This window comes from Micromonospora sp. NPDC050980 (assembly GCF_040653835.1).
Classification (GTDB): Bacteria; Actinomycetota; Actinomycetes; order Mycobacteriales; family Micromonosporaceae; genus Micromonospora.
Genome location: NZ_JBFAGS010000007.1, coordinates 52,009 through 69,679, shown reverse-complemented (window position 1 = coordinate 69,679; position 17,671 = coordinate 52,009). Strand labels below are relative to the sequence as shown.

Genomic DNA, 17,671 nt, shown 5'->3' with positions numbered 1-17,671 from the left:
AACCCTGCCGGCTCAGTGTCGGGCCGGGCGACCGACCAGATGCGACTCCACCGGGGTTGGCGAGAGCAGCGCCCACCGCAGTGCCCGGCGGTTGACCACCGCCACCATGTCGTCGCGGATCCGGGTGAGCCAGTCGGCCGAGGGGCCGAGACCGAGCGCCGTGCCGGCCAGCGCGGCCTCGGCCGGATCGAGCGGTTGCAGGACGGCCAGATCGGCCCGGGCCAGCGCGGGCGCGTCGGCCGGTGTCAGCTCGTCGCGAACCACCAGCACGGACTGCCAGGCCGCCGCCGGACCGACCTCCGGCGGCACCGGACCGGCGTCGACCACCAGCAGCAGCGGCTGCACCGGCGACCCGGGCGGACCGCCGGCCGGCCGCCCCGGCGCAAGCAACGGCAGCGGTGCCCCGACCCCGCGCGCGAACGCCTCCCAGGCCCGCGGCCGGGCGGTCTGCACCGCCACCCGCGCGCCGAGCGCGAGCGCCCGCAGGACGATCAGTTGCGCGGCCGGCACGCCGCCGACCAGCAGCACCCGGGTCGTCGCCGGCCGGAACAGCCGGAGCGTGAGCGGGCCGCCGCGCCGGTTCGCGCCCACCATCAGGCCGGCCCCACCGACCGGCAGGTCCGGCGCGGCCGGCGGCGTGCCGGCCGGCGGCGCGCCCGCACCGGTCACCGCCAGCGGCAGGGTGGCGGCGAGCCCGGTCAGCTGCTCGCCGTCGAGGCGGCGCAGCTCCGCGCCCACGGCGGCGGCCACCCGGCCCAGCGCCCGCTCGGCCGCCGCCAGTTCCGCCGCGCCCCCGGCGGCCACCCGGACGGTCAGCTCGGCCGGAACCGGCCCCGAGTCGGGGCGGGGGCCGACGCAGAGGGCGACAGTGGTGGTGGTGGCCGGCACCGCCAGCAGCCGGGGCACCACGGAGCGGGCGGCCTCGCCCCGCCCGTCCGGCCACCGGCGCAGCCGCCAGGTGGCCTGCGGCAACCCGCCCACGCTGAGCCGCGGCCAGGTCTCCCGGACCGGCGCGCCGGCGTCGTGGTGGGCCAGTTCGCCGATCACCCGCAGCGCCGCCGGGACGCCCAACGGTCGGCCGGTGAGCGGACCGAGCCGGCGGACGATCCGCCGGACCGTGCCGGAGAGCGCCCGCAGCAGATCCTCGTCCGGCCAGCCCTCGGCCCGCACCACCCGGACCGCGAGCACCACCCGGGCACGCCCGGCCACCCGGCCGTCGGTGAGCTGGCGGTAGGACGTGCCGGCCGGACCGGCGGCGACGGCCGGCGCGGGCGCGGGGGACGCCGAGAAGATCAGTTGGAGCCGGACCGGGGGGCTCTCCGGGCCCGCCGGCGCAAGCAGCTCGAGCGGAGCCGGCAGCGCGTGCGGCCGGTCACCGAGCAGGTCGTCCGGATCGCCCAGCTCCAGCAACGCGGTCAGCCCGGCCGGGTCGTGCAGCACGGCGGCCGGACCGCCGGCCAACTCCGCGGCGTGCACCACGGCACCCGGCCCGACCAGCTCCAGCAACGCCGCCGGATCGGCCGCCGGGAGCAGGGCGCGACGGCGGGTCAGGTACGCCGCGGCGACGGTGAGCCACTCGTGCAACCACCGGCCCCGGAACCGGACCCATGCGGCCGGCAGCAGCAGCGTCGCGGTCAGCAGCGCGACGGCGGTGGGCGCCACGCCACGCCCCGCGGCGGCCACCAGCACGGCGCCCGCGACCTGTGTCGTCACCACCTGGCCGGCGCGCACCCCGACGGTCGGCCGCGCCCTCCACTGTGGAAGTGGAGAGCGCCCGGCGGTGGACCGGTCGGTAGTGGTCGCGCTCACCGCACCTCCTCGCCGGCCTGCCGGTGACACCGCCGTGGCTCATCGTAGTGGCACCGCTGTCCACAGGGGAGACGCGGGGGGTAGCAGAACCGCACTCGGACGGCTACCGTCAGCGACGAAAATCGTCGCGCGTGCGCCCGCCGTCTCCCTCCCCCTCCGGCGGCCGCGAGCGCCGCGTCGACGAGTCCACGGTGGTCACGTCGGTGACCAGCCACGACCGAGGAGACGAGGTGGCGTCCCGGATGTCCCAGACCCAGGCAGAAGCCGCGGTGATGCAGCAGACCGCCGCGAAGTTCGAGCAGGTCGACCAGTCGCTGCAAACCATGCTGAGCGGCCTGATGGCCGAGCTGGAGGTGCTGCAACAAGCCTGGCGGGGCGCCGGTGGGCGCTCGTTCACGCAGGTCAAGCAGCAGTGGGCGCAAGACCAGGCGGCCCTGCAACGGGCGCTGCGCGAGACCGCCAGCGCGATCCGCAGCGCCGGCCGGCACTACGACGTCTCCGACACCGAGGCCGCCGGCCGGGTGGCGGGCACCAACCGCGGCATCCAGCTGCCGCTCTAGAGCATCGGAAGGGATCGAACCCATGGAACACGGTGTGCTGGTCGTCAACTTCGCCGCCCTGCATCAGGCCGGCGCGGACATCCAACGGGCGCTGACCACTCTCGAAAGCCAGCTCGGGCAGCTCGAACGCGACGCCGCGCCGCTGGTGGCCAACTGGACCGGTGAGGCGCGCGAGGCGTACGAGCAGCGGCAGTCCCGGTGGCGGGCCGCCTCGCAGGACATGCAGGCGATGCTGCGTGACATCAAGCTCGCCGTGGAGGACTCCGCGGCCGACTACCTCGACACCGAGAAGCGCAACGCCAACCTGTTCCACTGAGCCGGGCGCGGCCCGGGTGCCCCACCCGGGCCGCCTCCGCCGGTCAGGTCGGGCCGGCCGGAAGCCAGCGGCGACGCGCCCCCCGGGGCAGCACCACGGCCAACAGCGCCACGAGCACCGCCACGCCGCCGGTCGCCCCGGACAACAGCAGCGCCCGGCGTCGGTCCGCCGCCCGGCGGGACTCGCGGGCCCGCGCGGCCGGGTCCGGCCGGTTCGCCGGGAGCGCCGCCTCGACCCGGGGTCGGGCGTCCACGCCGCCGGGCGACTCGGTCACCGCACGGTACGGGTTCAGCACCCCCGCGCCGTAGCCCTCGCCCCGACCCGGCGCCGGGTCGGTCCCGGCCACGATCCGCGCGGCGACCTCGGCCGCGTCCAGCTCCGGGCGATACTCCCGCAGCAACGCCGCGGTGGCGGCCACGAAGGGCGTGGCATAGCTGGTCCCCTCCGCCCGGTGATGGCCCTGCCGGGGCGCCGCCATCAGCACCTCGCCGCCCGGCGCGACGAGGTCGACGTACGCGCCGGTCTGGGAGAAGGCGGCACGCACCCCGTCCGGCCCGATCGCGCCCACCCCGAGCACCCCGTCGTACGCCGCCGGGTAGGGCCGGGGATCACCGTTGTCGTGCAGGTTGCCGGCGGCGGCCACCACCACCACGTCCCGCCGCACCGCGTAGGCCACCGCGGCGCGCACCGCCGGATCGTCCGTGTAGAGCACGACCGAAAGGTTGAGCACGTCCGCGTCGTGGTCCACGGCCCAGCGGACGGCCCGGGCGAATCCGGCCGCGTCGACCGTGCGCCCCGACTCCCGCCCGTCCACCACCTGCTGCTCGCTCACCCGTACCGGCAGGATGCGCGCTCCCGGCGCGAGCCCGCGGAACGCGACGCCCGGTCGCGGCGCCGCGGCGATGAGGCTCGCCACGCCCGTGCCGTGCCCGGCACAGTCCCGGGTGCCGTCCCCGCCCGGGTCGAGGAAGTCCGCGCCCGGGAGCACCCGGCCGGCGAGTTGTGGATGGGACCGGTCCACCCCCGAGTCGACGACGGCCACCACCACACCGGCGCCGGTCGCGAGCGGTGCGAGCCGGTCCGGCGCGTACCGTTGCTGGGGCCACGGCTGCTCGGCCACCGGACGGGCCGGCGCGGGCGGCGCGGCGCAGCCGGACGGCGCGCGGGCCGTCGCCGGGGCGGCCGGCAGGCCGGTGACGAGGAGGGTGGCCAGAGCGGCCAGCGCCGGGCGCGCGAGTGGCCGAGCCATCGACGACCTCCGTAATGTGGCAACTCCGGAACGGGATGTTAACGCCTCGCCGACGGCACGGCCGACCGTCGATGGCCAGGCATTGTGATCTTGTTGCCACCTTGTAGGTTGTAGGCGATGCCTGTGGCCTGTTCACGGAAGGAGAGGTGGCCGTGACCGGATGGGAGCCGGCCACCGAGGCCGAGGTGGCGATGCGGGACGCGCTGCACGCGCAGGACCAGCAACAATACTTCCGCGTTCTGACCCGCGTCGATCTGGTGCTGCCGGTCGCCGCCGGCTCGGCCGCGGGCTGGGGCACCTGGACCTCCGGGGGACGGACGCACGTGCTGGCGTTCACCTCCGTCGCCGCGCTGCGCGCCAGCCTGGGCGAGAACGCCGGTGCCACGCGCCGCCTGCCGTTTGTGGACCTGGCCGCCGGCTGGCCCAACCAGGACTGGTGGTTGGCGGTCAACCCGGGCCTGCCGGTCGAGGGCTACCTCCCCGCCTGGTACGTCACGCAGCTCGCCCTGGGCGACGTCCGGCTGCCCGGCCGGACCATGGGCGCCCGGGCCCGCCTGGAACGGGTGCAGAGCGCCGTCCGCAATGGCGTCACCGGATCCGCCCACGCCGATCCGACCGTCCCGGTTCCCGCTGCCGCCCCGCCTCCGCCCCCGGTTCCGCCGCGCCGGGGTGGCCCGGTGGCGGAGCCCGACCAGCCGGCGACCGTGCCGAAGCGGATCGTCCCCGTGCTGGGCCGTCGCGTCCCGACCACAGCGCCCCGCCGCCCGGCGCCGGCGGCCGGCGAGCGGGGACGTGTCGCGCCCGACGACGGACCCGCCCCCGACGCGCTCGACGGCTGGCTCACCGATCTGCGGCCCCGCCCCGACGAGGCGGATCCGTTCGCCGCCGGTCGAGCCGCGCCGGCCGCCGAGACACCTGTGGTCCCGCCGCCACCGCCGGCCCGGTCCTTCTTCGAACCCACCTCCGGGCGGGCGCCCCGGCGGTCCTCACCGCTGGACGCGCCGCGACGCTCCGCCGAGCGGGCCACCCCGCCGTCCCGGTTCGCCGGCGGTCAGCCGTTCCCACGGCGCCGGCCCCTCAACGAGCCGGTGCGCGAGGACCCGACCCGGGCGTTCGGGGTGGGGCCGGAGCAGCCGGCACCACCTGCCCAGCCGACCGGGGAGGCCACGCCGTTCCAGCCGGCCCGCCCGCCCGAGGACGCCAGCCGGACGCTGCCCCGCCGGCACGCCGGCCCGGCCGTGCCCGCACCGGACGGGTGGGCCCCGACTGCCACGGAGCGCGACGACCTGGGCCGGCGCGCCCTCGACCAGCCGGTGGAGGCGGAGGAGGTGCCGTCGATCGCCGAGCCGGTGTCCGCCCCGCCCGCGCCGTCGCGTCGCGACTTCACCCCGATCGTCATCGAGGGCACCGTCATCGAGGCCCGCGTCCTGACCGATCCCGCGCCGGCCTGGTCGCCGCCGGGCACCGACGAGTACGCCGCCGGCCCGGCCGTCGACGAGCGGGCACCGTCGGCGGGCTCCACCGAGCCGCTTGCCGACCTGGCCGCGCCGGCCGAGGGGACGGCCACGCCGGCGGACGGGTCGGACGACGTCACGGTGCGACTCAACCGACCGGCCGCGTTCGACGGGCCGCCGGCGGTGTCGCTGTTCGAGCCGGTCACCTCGCCGACGCCGGACGAGCCGTCCCCGGCGGCTACCCCGGCCTCGTCGCTGTTCGAGCCGCGTTCCGCCATGGAGCCGGCCGTGGAGCCGGTGGCCCCGGCCGAGCCGACCGTGGCCTTGTTCGGGCCGACGTCCGCGGACGAGTCGACCACCGAGTCCCCGGCCCGGGCCGAACCGACCGTGTCGCTGTTCGAGCCGGTGACGCCGGCCGAGCAGACGACGGCGTTGTTCGCGCCGGCACCCTCGGACGAGTCGACGACGGCGTTGTTCGACCTGGCACCGGCGGAAGCCCCGGCCGGGCCGGAGCGGGCGTCGGCGCCCGCCGGCTCGGCGGCCCCGGCGGGTGAGCCGGACTTCGAGCCGGCGAACGAGGTGGAGGAGGAACTGCTGGCCGCGGCGGGCAGCGGGAACACGGACGGCTTCCTCACCACGCTGCTGCTGGCCCGGGTGCTGCTGCCGGTCGCGTTCGACTCGGCGGCGGGCAGCCGCCCCGGGGACCCGGGTTTCTCCTGGCGCACCGAGACGGTGGACGGGGTGCGATTCGTGGCGGTCTACACCTCACCGGAGCGGCTCGCCGAGCACGCCGAGGGCCCCGTCGACACGATCCGGGTCAAGTTCGTCCAGCTCGTCCGGCGCTGGCCGGACGAAAACTGGTCGTTCCTGGTCAACCCGGGCAGCCCGGTCGGGGCGGCCTACCCGGGGGAGCAGGTTCTCGCGCTCGCCAACTGGGCCGCCGAGGTGGGGCTCGGCGACGACCCGGAGACCGAGCCGGAGCCGGCGGCCACCGCGCCGGCACCGTCGGCCCGGCCCCGGACGGACGCGCCGGCGGCGCAACCGAACCGGCCGGTGACGATGCAGAAGGCGATCGCGGCGAGCCAGCTCTCCTACTATCTGGAGCGGGGCTACGACCGGGTATCCGGCTTCGTGCACCGGGCCGGTGAGCTGGCCCACCTGCGTACCCCGGCGGAGCTGTACGACGCCCTCGGCCTCGGCCACCCCGGTTCCCCGTTTTCCCGCGACGACGAGGAGCTCTACCTGCTGCGCTGGCCGGCCCACCGGCCGAGCCTCTACCGGATCCCGTACGGCGGGCAGAACGAGGCCGCGATGCGCGCGATGGAGGGCTGGGTGATCGAGCGGCCCCCGTTCCGCGGCAACGGCTTCGCGCCGGGCGAGAGCAGCGACGTGGTCGCCGAGTTCAAGGTGGACAGCGCCCGGCTGCCGCACGGCGCCGAGCTGTGGCGGGTCGGTGCCGACGGCGACGCCCGGCTGGTCGCGGTGCTGGACAGCGACGCGCTGCTCTGGCGGAAAGAGGCCGAGACGTGACCCGCGACGGCTACGTGGCCCGCTGGCACGGCCGGGAATACCAGGCCAGCCCGGACGGCGACGACGTCCGCCTCTACCAACCGGAGCCGGGCGAGGGTTTCACCGAGGTGCGCCCCGGGCGGCACGTCCGGGTGGTGCCGGCGGCCGAGGTCGACGACCTGGCGTACGTGCGGACCACCTGCACCTGGCAGGGCCAGCCGTTCATCGTGCTGGCCGAGCACGAGGGCTGGTTGCGGGTGGAATACACCGGTGGGCGCTGGCCGGTGGCGGAGGCGATGGGGTTGGAGGCGTTCGACTTCGGCGTCTATCAGGGCTGGGCGCCCGCCACCGAGGTGGCCGGGCTGGGCGAGCAGCGGGTCTGAGTCAGGACTTCGCCCACCGCAGGATCTCGCCGAGCACCAGTTCCCGGGCTTCCACGTGCGGGAAGTGGCCGACGTCGTCGAGCAGCCGCCACTCGTAGGGCGCGCTGACGTAGCGGCCGGAGCCCTGGGCGGTGCGCGGCAGTGACGCCTCGTCGAGCGCGCCGTGCAGTTGCAGCGTCGGGGTGACCAGCGGCTTCTGCATCAGCTTCACGAACCGGTAGCCGTGCAGCCGCAGCGCCGATCGGAACGCCCACCGGTAGCCCTCCAGCGCGCAGAACGCGGCCTGCGGGATCTGCATCGCCACCCGGCAACACCTGGCGTAGTCGGCGAAGTCGGGCCCGGTCACCCAGCGCGGCCCGCCCCAGCGGCGCAGCATCTCCTCGACCTCGGCGGCGCCGTCGCGGGTCAGCACGTGCTCGTAGCGGGGAAGCTGGAACTTGAGCGTCGCGGTGGCCGACGCGAACTGGCCGCGCGGGTCGGCGACGATGGCGGCACGCAGCCGGAGCGGATGCGGTGCGCCGAGCACGACGAGCCGCCGGACCAGCGTGCTGTGGAACGAGGCGGCGGTCCAGCCGATAAGGCCGCCCGCGCCGGTGCCGACCACCGTCGCCGAACGCTCACCGAGCGCCCGGATCAGGCCGGCCACGTCGGCGGCGAGGGTGTAGCCGTCGTACCCCCGGGGTGGCTTGTCGCTCGCGCCGTAACCGCGCAGGTCGACGGCGACCGCGCGGAAACCGGCGTCGGCGACCGCGGGCAGCATCTCGTGCCAGGCGTACCAGTATTCCGGGAAGCCGTGCAGGAAGAGCACCATCGGGCCGGTGCCCGCCTCGACGACGTGGAACCGGCTGCCGTTGGCACCGACGAACCGGTGCGTCCACGGCCCCTCGGGCAGGACGCAGGACTCGTCGGCGGGCCCGCCGCGCTGGTCGGTCATGAGGCACAGCCTAGGGCCGGCGGTCGCTCGCCGGCCCCGCAGGTGCGCAGGATCAGGGGTTTCTCCGGGACGGCCGGAGCGCCGGTCAGGCCACCCGTTCGATGCGCAGCAGGCCGACCGGTCGGGCCGAGCCGCATTCGACGCCAGCCGGCGCCGGGCCGACGGTGACCCGGACCCAGGTGCCGGCGGGCCAGGTGCCCTTGTCCCGGCCGTACAGCGCGTGCTCCCGGCCGTCGTCGGTGACCAGCGTGTAGCAGGGGCCGTCACCGCCGTGGCTGATCCGCCCGGCGAGGACGTTGGGCTTCAACTGGTCGGTCGGGTGCCGTGGCGGCCCGGTCGGCGGCCGGAGCGTCGGCAGGTCCGTGGTGGAGAGCGGGGGCCGGCCGGAGGAGGCGGCCGGGGTCGGCGCCGCCGGGGTGGGTGGCGTCGGCGACGGTTCGGGGGTGGACGCGGCGGACCCGGTGGGCTCGGCGGGACGCTCGGACGCGGGCACGTCTGCTCCTTCCTGCCGGTCGGCGCAGCCGGCCAGGGCCAGGGCCAGGGCCAGGGGCAACGAGAGGACCGCGGCCAGGCGGCGGTCGAGGGTGGTGGTCACCTGACTGGGACGCGCCGCGGGCCGTCACGGTTCCCATCCGGCGCACAACGGGCGAGGCCCGGGCAGGTGACCTGCCCGGGCCTCGCCGGTGGTGTTGCCTCGATCAGCGGATCAGGAGATGCGGATCTTCATCGAGGTGCCGTTCTGCTCCAAGACCTTGATCTTGGTGCCGGTGGCCGGAACCTTGACGCCGTGGTTCGGCAGCTCCGGGTACCAGTACTGCTTGGTGTCGTTGAACAGCGGCTGCGCGGCCTGACCGCGGACGTACTGCGGCTGGCTGTTGATGTGCAGCGTGAACGAGTCCGCCTTCTTCAGGCTGAACGGCGCGTCGTAGACCTGGACGCGGGCCCGCCAGGGGTTACCGGTCAGGTTGTACAGCGGCCGCGGGTGAGCGTCGATGATCATGTTACGACCCTCGCCCGGGTGCGCGAACGTGTCGTTGTCCGCCCACCGGAGGTTCCAGTAGGAGATCAGCAGACCCTCCTGGTACGCGTAGTGGTCCACGTAGTCCGGGCGGGTGTTCGCGTAGCCGAAGTAGTACGGGCCGGTCTTGAGGTACTTGTCGTACGAGACGTACGACCGGTTGCCGGCGATGTAGTAGTTGTCGAACGCACGGGTGTAGGTCTCCTCGACGATGCTCCAGCCGGTGAGGGCCCAGTCGCCCGCACCCGCCTCGGCGCCGTCGCTGAGCAGCGTCTGCCCGTCGGCGGTCACGGTGATGGCGTCACCGTAGAAACCACCGGAGGAGACGCCACCGTCCGTCTGGTAGCGGAGCCGGAACTGCACGACCTGGCCGGCGACCGCGTCCATCGGGATGTTGACGTCGACCCACTCGTCGTTGCTGGAGCCGTCCAGGGCGAAGCGCCCGGGCGAGATCTCCTTGAGCGCCTTGCCGTTGGCCGTACCCGGGAGCGTGCCCCAGGTCTGGCCACCGTCGGTGGAGGCCTCGAAGAAGAGGTAGTCGTAGTCCTCTTCGATGTTGTAGCGACCCTTCATCGACAGCGCGGCGGTGGTCTTCCCGGTGAGGTCGATGGTCCGCGTCATCGTGGTGTTCAGGTCGTCCGCGTTGCCCGAGAAGTACTGCTTAGTACCCTCGAACGGCGCGCCGTTCTGGAACGTGTACTCCCGCTTCGGCAGCACGACCACGGCGGCCTGCGCCTTGGCCGAGTTGTACTCCTGCGGCCCGAGGTTCAGGGTCCGCTTCTGGCCGGCGACGACCGTCTCGTAGTCGAGCCAGCCGAGCTGGAGCTTGTTCCAGGCGCCCAGGTCGCCACCGCGCTCGCCGATGCCACCGTCGTTCTTGGCGCCGAGCCGGCTCTGGGCCATCAGGGTCCAGTGCTCGTTGTTGTTGTCCCCACCACTGGTGACGTTGTAGTCGTCCGGCAGACCGAGGTCGTGGCCGTACTCGTGGTAGAAGACGCTCCGGCCACCGTTCTCCGGCTGGATCGTGTAGTCACCGATCCAGACGCCGGTGTTGCCGATCTGGGTGCCGCCGGCCGGGAAGTTCTCCGGGCCGGTGCTGCCCTGGTCGCTGGCGAACGCGTACCAGCGGTGGCTCCAGATGGCGTCCTCACCCTGGATCGGGTCACCGTCGGCCTGGTCGCCGCCGGCGTGGACGATCTGGAAGTGGTCGATGTAGCCGTCCGGCTCGTTGAAGTTGCCGTCGCCGTCGAAGTCGTAACGGTCCCACTCGTCCATCGACTTGACGTCGGCGGTGATCTCCGCGTCGGAGCGGCCCTGTGCCTTCTGGTCCTCGACCCACTGGTTGGCGGCGTCGCGGACCAGCGCCCAGGTGTTGGTGCAGACGTTCGAGGCGCACGGGTAGCCGTCGGAGCGGCCGTAGCGAGCCTCGTTGTACTTCACCTTCACCCAGTTGGTGACCTCGCCGTCGACGCTGTACCGACCCGAGGACTGGGCCTCGTAGTACTGCTTCAGCGACTCGTCACCGGGGTTGGTGCCGAAGTAGAGCTGCCGATAGTGGTCGGCGCTGTAGTCCGGCTGCCAGACCGTGGAGTTGTCCACCGCCCGGTTGGGCTGCGGGATCTGGTTGACGCGCGGCCCGTCGAACCGGGTCGGGCCCGGGGTGTCCGGGTCGGTGTCCTGGTCCGGGTAGTTCGGGTGCCGCTCGTCGCCGAACTCCGCGAGGATGACGAAGATCTTGTCGGTCTTCTCGCGGGAGAGCTCGACGTACTGGTCCTTGGTCGGACCCTTGCCGGCCTTGGTGCTCTTGGCGGACCTGCCCGCCGCGGCACCCTCGGCAGCCTGCTCGCCAACCTTGACGACAGTGCTGCCGTTGATCTTCTTGGCCTTCGCCCTGCCGGACAGGACCTCGCTGAGGCCTTCCTGGCGCAGCGCGCGCCGCTTGTCCTCGAGCGGGTTGGGCAGGTCGTGGTCAGCCTGCGCAGGCTCGGCCACCGACGGGGCGGTGGTCGGCAGCTTCGGCGTCGGCGCGGCGCTGGCGGACGTACCTGCCATCAGCCCCGTCGCGGTCAGCGAAAGCCCGAGCAGACCCACTGCGACTTTGCGCACGTGGTACCTCCGGTGTGAGGGAACCGGCCCCTCGGGGGTACGGGGCCGGTGGAACGTCCCACAAGTGGGACCCCTGGTGAACATAGACACTGCTGGGACCGGTGGGAAGATGCCCGCGTCGATTTGTAGCAACTTTTTGTTGGCGACGTCTTTCCCCGTCACACCCCGGCCGGTCGTCACGGCGCTGACCAGGGCGGATGTCCGGCCCGCGAAATGCAGCGACACTGATGGATATGCGGAAGGGTCGGGAGCGCTGCGGCTCCCGACCCTTACCTCATCCGGTCCCTTCAGCCCATTTTCCGGTCATTCCGGTTCCGGTTTCGCGCGCTCGATCAGCTCCGCGGCGGGACCACGAACACCGAGGCGTACGCGTTGTCCCGGGCGGCCTTCACGATCACGATCGAGGTGCCGTACCCGACGCCCGCGTCCCGCGGGTTGCCGGTGCCCAGCACGATCGCGCCGCCGCCCAACTCCTCGCCGTACCAGTCGGTCGCCGGAGAGCCGTCCGGGTTCACCACCCGGGTCGTGTACTGCTGGTTGCCCTTCGACGGGACCACCACCGAGGCGTCGTTGTCCCGCGCGTACGGCGCACCGTCGCGGATCTCGATGCCCGGGTACCAGCCCTTCGCGTCGGTGAAGGCCCGCACCGGCGCCTGCGCGCGGAACTTCGTGCAGTACTCGCTGTACGGCTCGTCCGCCGCCTCCAGGCACTCCTTGAACGGGTACGTCGGCTTCAACCCGAAGGCCGCGTTCGACGACTGCGGGCGGCTGGGCAGGTTGTCCAGCACCGACGGGTCCTTCTCGGCCGCCTCGCCCGTGCGCCGCAGCGGGTCGTTGTGCGAGTCGACGATCAGCAGCCCGCCCTTGGCGCCGTAGCTGGGCAGCGCGGTCATCTGCCCGGTGACGTGGTTGACGTCGCCGAGCTGGGTGTCCCGATACCAGACCAGCATGCCCGGCGCGTTGTAGGAGATCCGGTCCACCTTCCACGCCTCGTGCGAGTAGACGGTGTCGTAGGCGTACTTCAGGCCCTTGTCGAAGCCGTCGAAGTTGCGCCACTCGGCCAGGTAGTAGTGCGACTTGACCTGGGTGCCCGAGTCGACGTGCCAGCCCGCGCCGCTGGTGTCGGTGAACGTGCCACCGGTCTGCGTCCAGCCGTCCGTGCCGCCCTCGACGTCGTCGCTCCAGGTGGTGGCGCCGCCGCCGGTCACCGAGAAGTCGTCGGCGAACCAGCCGCGCTCCACGAACGCCTCGTCGGTGGCGTACCGCAGCCGCACCTGCACGGTCTGCCCGGCGTACGGCGACAGGTCGACGTAGTCGTGCCGCCACCCGTCGGTGCTGCCGGTCAGGCCGTACTTCTTGTTGCCGAAGTCGACCATCCGCCCGTTCGGGTCGGCGTAGCCGTCGTCGGTGGAGACCAGCGCGCCGGAGGCGTCGTAGACCTTGCGCTCGGTCCAGGTGGCGCCGCCGTCGGTGGAGACCTCGACGAAGCCGTAGTCCCAGTCCTCCTCGATGACGTAGTCGTTCCACATCCAGAACTTCGCGTCGGCGGCGTCCGGGACGGTGACGGTGCGGCTCAGCTTGACGTCCGCCCAGTCCTGGTCGGCGCCGGAGTACCACATGTTCCCGCCGCTGTGCGGCTCGGCCAGCGTGATCACCTTGTCCGGCAGGTCGATCTTGATGCCGTCCTCGGTGCCGACCGGCGTCCGTGAGGACTGTCCGAGCTTGACCAGCTTGGCCCGGTCGCCCGGACCGAACGTCTTCGGCTCGGCCCAGCCGAGCACCCACTTGTCCCAGAGGCCCATGTGGGTGGGGAGCGCCTGGAAGATCTCGCCGGAGTGCGAGCCGGACGCCATCAGGTCCCAGAAGTCCACGTCGGAGTCGGCGTTGCCCGAGGTGTCGTAGAGGTCGGGCAGGCCGAGGTCGTGGCCGAACTCGTGGGCGAAGACGCCGACACCGGCGTCCTCCGGCTGCACGATGTAGTTCGACACCTTCAGGTCGGTGCCGGGGATGGTGTAGCCACCGGCCACGGTGGACGAGTGCGCCCACACCGAGTAGACGCCGATGTCGCCGCCGCCGCGGGACTTGCCCTGGTTGGCGTGCACCAGCACCAGGTGGTCGATCACGCCGTCCGGCTCGTGGAAGTTGCCGTCGCCGTCGCGGTCGCTCTGGTCCTCGATGTCGTAGTCCGCCCACGGGAAGTCCGGGTCGGCGGCGGCCAGCGCGTCGATCGCGTCGGTGGCGAGCCGGCCCGCGCCCTGCGGATTGTCCGGGTGCCCGTTCATCGACTGCTCACGCCCGGCGACCCAGTCGCCGTTCTCGTCCTGGAAGCAGCGCGACGCCGCGTACCAGCCCTCCGAGTGCGGGACCGTGATCCACGGGCTGGCCTGCCCGTCCACGGTGTACGCGTTCTTGGACATCTCCAGGTACATGTTGTGCATGGTCCGCCCGGCCAGGCTGATGCCCGGCTTGCCGTCCGGCCCCTTGAGGTCCTTGCGGACCCGCTCGGTGATGCCCTTCTTCGTGTAGAGCATCTTGTCGTAGTGGGCCGGGGAGAAGTCCGGCACCCACATCGAGTTGTTGTCCTTGTGCGGCAGCGTGGCCGGGTTCGGGATGGTGTTGTGCCGCGGCCCGTTCTGCACCGTCCCGGGCACGCAGGTGCGGTCCTCGAAGACCGTCTTCGGGACCATCACGTTCGTGAAGTCGTCGTTTGCCTGCTCGTTGAACTCCACCAGCAGCGTCAGCAACTTGGCGGTCTGGGTGTTCTTCGCCTTCTTGATCTTGCGCGGGCTCTGGCCGGTCCGGATCGACTTGGCCTCCAGCTTCGCCAGCTCCCGGGCCGCGATCGGGTTGCCGCCGGCGTACTTGCGGTCGTAGGCGCGGGCCTCGTCCGCCGGCGACGAGAAGACCCCGTCCCTGCCCTTGGTCTCCTTGCCGCCGGTGTCCGGCTGCACCTCGGGCTCGGCATAGTTGATGTAGTACTCGTCCGCCGCGATGGTGGCCGGTGCGGAACGGGACGGTTGGGCCGCCGCACTGCCCGTCGCGGTCAGCGACGTGGCCGCGAGGGCGATGGCGGGCAGGGCGACGAGTAGGCGCCTACCTGCCCTGGACTGGGACATGGGGAGCATGCCACTCCGATCGTCGGGAATGGTGAGGGACCGGTCGACTCAGTGACACCTGTCGAGATCCGCCGGTGCGGCTGAACGTAGCCGACAGGAAGCTCCATCGACAGGGGTTAACAGGCCAGTGCCGCCTCCGCCGATCGACCGGCATGGCTCCCGGGTACGCGAAAGGGGCGGGCCGCCACGCGACCCGCCCCCTCGTCCGCCCTGCTCAGTCCTCGTCGGACCGGCCGCCGCCCATCCCCGAGGAGATCAGGTCCATCACCGAGGAGTCCTGGAGCGTGGTCACGTCGCCGAGCGACCGGTTCTCCGCCACGTCCCGCAGCAGCCGGCGCATGATCTTGCCGGAGCGGGTCTTCGGCAGCTCCGGCACCAGCATGATCTGCCGCGGCTTGGCGATCGGGCCGAGCGTCTTCGCCACGTGGTTGCGCAGCTCGGCGATGAGCTGCTCGCCCGCGTCCCCCGAGGTCTCCGCGCTGCCGCGCGGGATGGCGAACGCCACGATCGCCTGCCCGGTCGTCGGATCGGTCGCGCCCACCACCGCCGCCTCCGCCACCGACGGGTGGCTGACCAGCGCCGACTCGACCTCGGTGGTGGAGATGTTGTGGCCGGACACCAGCATCACGTCGTCGACCCGGCCGAGCAGCCAGATGTGCCCGTCGTCGTCCTTCTTGGCGCCGTCGCCGGCGAAGTAGACCCACTTGTCGCCGGTGTTGGCGCCCGCGCCGAACCGCGACCAGTACGTCTCCAGGAACCGGTTGTCGTCGCCCCAGATGGTGCGCAGCATCGACGGCCACGGCTCGGTGAGCACCAGGTAGCCGCCCCCGCCGTTGGGCACCGACTGGCCCTGGTCGTCGACCACGTCGGCGACGATGCCGGGCAGCGGGCTCATCGCCGAGCCGGGCTTCGCCTCGGTCACGCCGGGCAGCGGCGAGATCATCATCGCGCCGGTCTCGGTCTGCCACCAGGTGTCGACGACCGGCAGCTCACCCCGGCCCACGTACTGCCGGTACCAGATCCACGCCTCCGGGTTGATCGGCTCACCGACGCTGCCGAGCAGACGCAGCGACGACAGGTCGTACCCGGCCGGGACGTCCTCGCCCCACTTCATCATCGTGCGGATCAGCGTCGGCGCGGTGTAGAGGATGCTGACCCGGTACTTGTCGACGATCTCCCAGAACCGGCCCTTGTGCGGGGTGTCCGGGGTGCCCTCGTACATGACCTGGGTGGCGCCGTTGGAGAGCGGGCCGTAGACGATGTAGGAGTGCCCGGTCACCCAGCCGATGTCGGCGGTGCACCAGTAGACGTCGGTCTCCGGCTTCAGGTCGAACACCGCGTGCGTGGTGTACGACGCCTGGGTCAGATAGCCGCCGGTGGTGTGCAGGATCCCCTTCGGCCGGGCGGTGGTGCCGCTGGTGTAGAGGATGAACAGCGGGTGCTCGGCGTCGAACGGCTGCGCCTCGTGCTCCGGTGAGGCGTTCTCCACCGCCTCGTGCCACCAGTGGTCCTTCGCCGACCAGTCGACCTCCTCGCCGGTGCGGCGCACCACCAGCACGTGCTCCACCGACGGGCAGTTCGCCACCGCCTCGTCGACGGTCGGCTTGAGCGCCGACGGCTTGCCCCGGCGGAACCCACCGTCCGCGGTGATCACCACCTTGGCGCTGGCGTCCTGGATCCGGTTGGTCAACGCGTCCGCGGAGAAGCCGCCGAAGACCACGCTGTGCGTCGCGCCGATCCGGGCGCAGGCGAGCATCGCCACCGCGGCCTCCGGGATCATCGGCAGGTAGATCGCCACCCGGTCGCCGGCCGCAACGCCCAGCTCGGTCAGCGCGTTGGCCGTCTGACAGGTGAGCCGGTGCAGGTCGGCGTAGGTGACGGTGCGGGTGTCGCCCGGCTCGCCCTCCCAGTGGATCGCCACCTTGTCGCCGTGCCCCGCCTCCACGTGCCGGTCCAGGCAGTTGTACGCCACGTTCAACCGGCCGCCGGTGAACCACTTCGCGAACGGGGCGTTCGACCAGTCGAGCACCTGCTCCCACGGCTGCGCCCAGGTCAGCCGGCCGGCCTGGCGCTCCCAGAAGGCGAGCCGGTCACCGGCCGCCTCGTCGTACGCAGCCGCGGTCACGTTGGCGTTCGCGGCGAGCTCGGCCGGCGGCGGGAACTGGCGCGTCTCGTTCAGCAGATTGGCCAATGCCTCGCTCATACGGTGACTCCTTCGTCGCGTGACCTGCGTCTCCCTACTCCGGGGAAGGTTAGCCCCGCCGTACCGCACCCGCGACCGCCCGCCCCGCTCCGCGCGCCCAGCGGCGCCCCCTCCGCGCTGAGGTGTAAGGCCGGGCCCCCTGTTAACGCCTCCAGTAGAGGAAGGGCCCCTTCTTAACACCCCGTACCGTGTCAGGGTGACCACTGATCCGCTCGCCCCGTTGCTCGCGCTCGCCGACGTCGCGCCCGCCGTCGAGCGGGCCCGCGACCGGGTTGACCAGGCGCACCGCCACCGGGCGCTGCGCCGCCAGGGCGGTCCGCTCGCCGCCGAGGTCAGCCTCCGCTCGGCAGTCGCCAGCGCGGCCCTGGAAGGCCGGGACCACGACCGCGAGGAGGTACGTGCCGGCACCGTCACCGACCCGGTGCTCCAGGGCGCGCTGCGGGTGGCCGGGGCGCTGCCCGGGCTCAGCGACCTCTGGCCGAAGGCGCCCCGGCAGGTGCTCGCCCGGCTGCACGTGCTCGCCGCCCGCGACGTGGTGACCGAGGCGGAACTGGGCCGGCCGGTGACCGACCCGGTGGTGGCGGCCCGGCTCGACGGCCTGGCCGACCTGGCGGCCGGCGGCACCAAGGTGCCCCCGCTGGTGCTGGCCGCCGTGGTGCACGGCGAACTGCTGAACCTGCGCCCGTTCCCCGGCCCGTCCGGCGTGGTGGCCCGGGCCGCCGCGCGGCTGGTGCTGATCTCCACCGGCTTCGACCCCCGTGGGCTGGTCGCCGTGGACGTCGGGCACCGCGAGCGGGAACCGGAGTACGTCGGCGCGGCCGGAGCCTTCGCCACCGGCACCCCGGACGGCCTGCGATCCTGGTTACGGCACTACATGAGCGCGGTGGAGATCGGCGCGGACCAGATCACGCTCATCGGCGACGAACTCCTCGCCGCGTCCTGACCGCCGGCCATGCGCCGTCAACCGACGTGCGCGCCGCTAGGCGACGGTCGGGGTCACCCGGTGGGCGTTGT

Annotated in this window: 12 protein-coding genes; 5 read left to right on the top strand and 7 right to left on the bottom strand. The window is 73.1% G+C overall.

The window, feature by feature from the left end; translation table 11 throughout:
- Positions 1-12: 12 nt before the first annotated feature.
- Positions 13-1,809, bottom strand: a complete 1,797-nt coding sequence (gene eccE / locus AB0H28_RS13490; protein ID WP_358038399.1) for a type VII secretion protein EccE — start codon at positions 1,807-1,809, stop codon at positions 13-15.
- A gap of 242 nt (positions 1,810-2,051) precedes the next feature.
- Here eccE and AB0H28_RS13485 point away from each other — a divergent pair, with 242 nt between their 5' ends.
- Both AB0H28_RS13485 and AB0H28_RS13480 read left to right on the top strand, forming a co-directional pair.
- On the top strand, positions 2,052-2,369 hold the full coding sequence (locus AB0H28_RS13485) for a WXG100 family type VII secretion target (RefSeq protein WP_358039027.1): 318 nt from the start codon (positions 2,052-2,054) through the stop codon (positions 2,367-2,369).
- Positions 2,370-2,391: 22 nt separating this feature from the next.
- A complete protein-coding gene (locus tag AB0H28_RS13480) occupies positions 2,392-2,685 on the top strand; it encodes a WXG100 family type VII secretion target (protein WP_358038396.1) in 294 nt (97 codons plus the stop codon).
- Between the two features lie 43 nt (positions 2,686-2,728).
- On the opposite strand, the gene mycP is transcribed toward AB0H28_RS13480, so the two are convergent.
- A complete protein-coding gene (gene mycP / locus AB0H28_RS13475; protein ID WP_358038393.1) occupies positions 2,729-3,934 on the bottom strand; it encodes a type VII secretion-associated serine protease mycosin in 1,206 nt (401 codons plus the stop codon).
- Positions 3,935-4,086: 152 nt separating this feature from the next.
- Between mycP and AB0H28_RS13470 the strand changes: the two genes are divergently transcribed.
- Positions 4,087-6,918, top strand: a complete 2,832-nt coding sequence (locus tag AB0H28_RS13470) for an SseB family protein (protein WP_358038390.1) — start codon at positions 4,087-4,089, stop codon at positions 6,916-6,918.
- Positions 6,915-7,280, top strand: coding sequence for a hypothetical protein (locus AB0H28_RS13465; protein ID WP_358038388.1), 366 nt, complete (start codon positions 6,915-6,917; stop codon positions 7,278-7,280). Before AB0H28_RS13470 ends, AB0H28_RS13465 begins: the two co-directional genes overlap by 4 nt.
- 1 nt (position 7,281) lies before the next feature.
- Here the strand turns inward: AB0H28_RS13465 and AB0H28_RS13460 are convergent, their stop codons facing one another.
- The 5 genes from AB0H28_RS13460 to acs all read right to left on the bottom strand — a co-directional run bounded on the left by AB0H28_RS13460 (position 7,282) and on the right by acs (position 16,657).
- Positions 7,282-8,214: an alpha/beta hydrolase gene (locus tag AB0H28_RS13460; protein WP_358038385.1), complete on the bottom strand. Its 933-nt coding sequence runs from the start codon at positions 8,212-8,214 to the stop codon at positions 7,282-7,284.
- Between the two features lie 85 nt (positions 8,215-8,299).
- Complete coding sequence (locus AB0H28_RS13455; RefSeq protein ID WP_358038382.1) at positions 8,300-8,809, bottom strand: hypothetical protein; 510 nt, start codon at positions 8,807-8,809, stop codon at positions 8,300-8,302.
- A gap of 111 nt (positions 8,810-8,920) precedes the next feature.
- Positions 8,921-11,323, bottom strand: coding sequence for an immune inhibitor A domain-containing protein (locus AB0H28_RS13450; RefSeq protein WP_358039024.1), 2,403 nt, complete (start codon positions 11,321-11,323; stop codon positions 8,921-8,923).
- Positions 11,324-11,670: 347 nt separating this feature from the next.
- Positions 11,671-14,454: an immune inhibitor A domain-containing protein gene (locus AB0H28_RS13445; protein WP_358038379.1), complete on the bottom strand. Its 2,784-nt coding sequence runs from the start codon at positions 14,452-14,454 to the stop codon at positions 11,671-11,673.
- Positions 14,455-14,668: 214 nt separating this feature from the next.
- Positions 14,669-16,657, bottom strand: a complete 1,989-nt coding sequence (gene acs, locus AB0H28_RS13440) for an acetate--CoA ligase (protein WP_358038376.1) — start codon at positions 16,655-16,657, stop codon at positions 14,669-14,671.
- Between the two features lie 196 nt (positions 16,658-16,853).
- Between acs and AB0H28_RS13435 the strand changes: the two genes are divergently transcribed.
- Complete coding sequence (locus AB0H28_RS13435) at positions 16,854-17,600, top strand: oxidoreductase (RefSeq protein WP_358038373.1); 747 nt, start codon at positions 16,854-16,856, stop codon at positions 17,598-17,600.
- The last annotated feature ends 71 nt before the right edge of the window (positions 17,601-17,671 follow it).